Here is an 813-nt window from a genome sequence, read left to right on the forward strand (position 1 = left end):
GCTCCTGCCCGCCGTCGCCGGCGGCGTGCGCGTCGCGGGCGACCCCGAGCGCCCCGTGCGCCGCATCGCGATCTGCGGCGGCGCGGGCGACTCGCTGCTGCGCGAGAGCGCCGTCACGGGCGCCGACGTCTACATCACGAGCGACCTGCGGCACCACCCCGCATCCGACGCGCGCGAGCGGCACGCGGCGGGCGAGGGGCCCGCGCTCATCGACGTGTCGCACTGGGCGAGCGAGTCGCTGTGGCTGCGGCCCGCGGCCGAGCAGCTGCGCGAGGCGCTCCCGGGCGTCGACGTCGTCGTGAGCGAGATCAGGACCGACCCATGGGACTTCGTGGTCCCGCAGGAGGAGCACGCATGGCACTGAAGGCCTCGAACCACGACCAGCGGCTGCTGCTCGCGCTCCAGGACGTCGACACCCGCATCGTGCGGCTCTCGGCGAAGGCGAAGGCGCTGCCCCAGGCGGCGCGCATCGCCGAGCTCGATGCGCGGCTCGCGGAGCTCGACCGCGACGTGCTCGAGCGGCTCGGCGCCCACGACGACGCGGCCGCCGAGGTCGCGCGGATCGAGAGCGATGTGCAGATCGTCGAGGCGCGGCTGCAGCGCAACCGCGAGCGGCTCCCGTCGATCACCGACGCGAAGGTCGCGACCGCGACCGAGCACGAGATCGCGACGCTCGAGCGGCGCCGAGGCGACCTCGAGGACCTCGAGCTCGAGGCGATGCAGGCGCAGGAGGACGCGGCCGCCGCGCTCGAGGCCGCCCGCGCCGCGGCGGGCGAGGCGCGTGCCGAGCGCGAGCGCCTCGACGCGGAGCGC

The 813-nt window shown here is 76.3% G+C and carries 2 protein-coding genes; both read left to right on the forward strand.

The window, feature by feature from the left end; all coding sequences use genetic code 11:
- A partial coding sequence (locus tag NWP09_RS13055) for a Nif3-like dinuclear metal center hexameric protein (protein WP_258275917.1) occupies window positions 1-364 on the forward strand: 364 nt, incomplete at its 5' end.
- The coding region (locus tag NWP09_RS13060) for a zinc ribbon domain-containing protein (protein ID WP_369010430.1) at window positions 355-813 on the forward strand (459 nt) is incomplete at its 3' end. The genes NWP09_RS13055 and NWP09_RS13060, both read left to right, overlap by 10 nt.

Origin of the sequence: Agrococcus sp. HG114, from assembly GCF_024723325.1 — a bacterium.
In the GTDB taxonomy this organism is placed as follows: Bacteria; Actinomycetota; Actinomycetes; order Actinomycetales; family Microbacteriaceae; genus Agrococcus.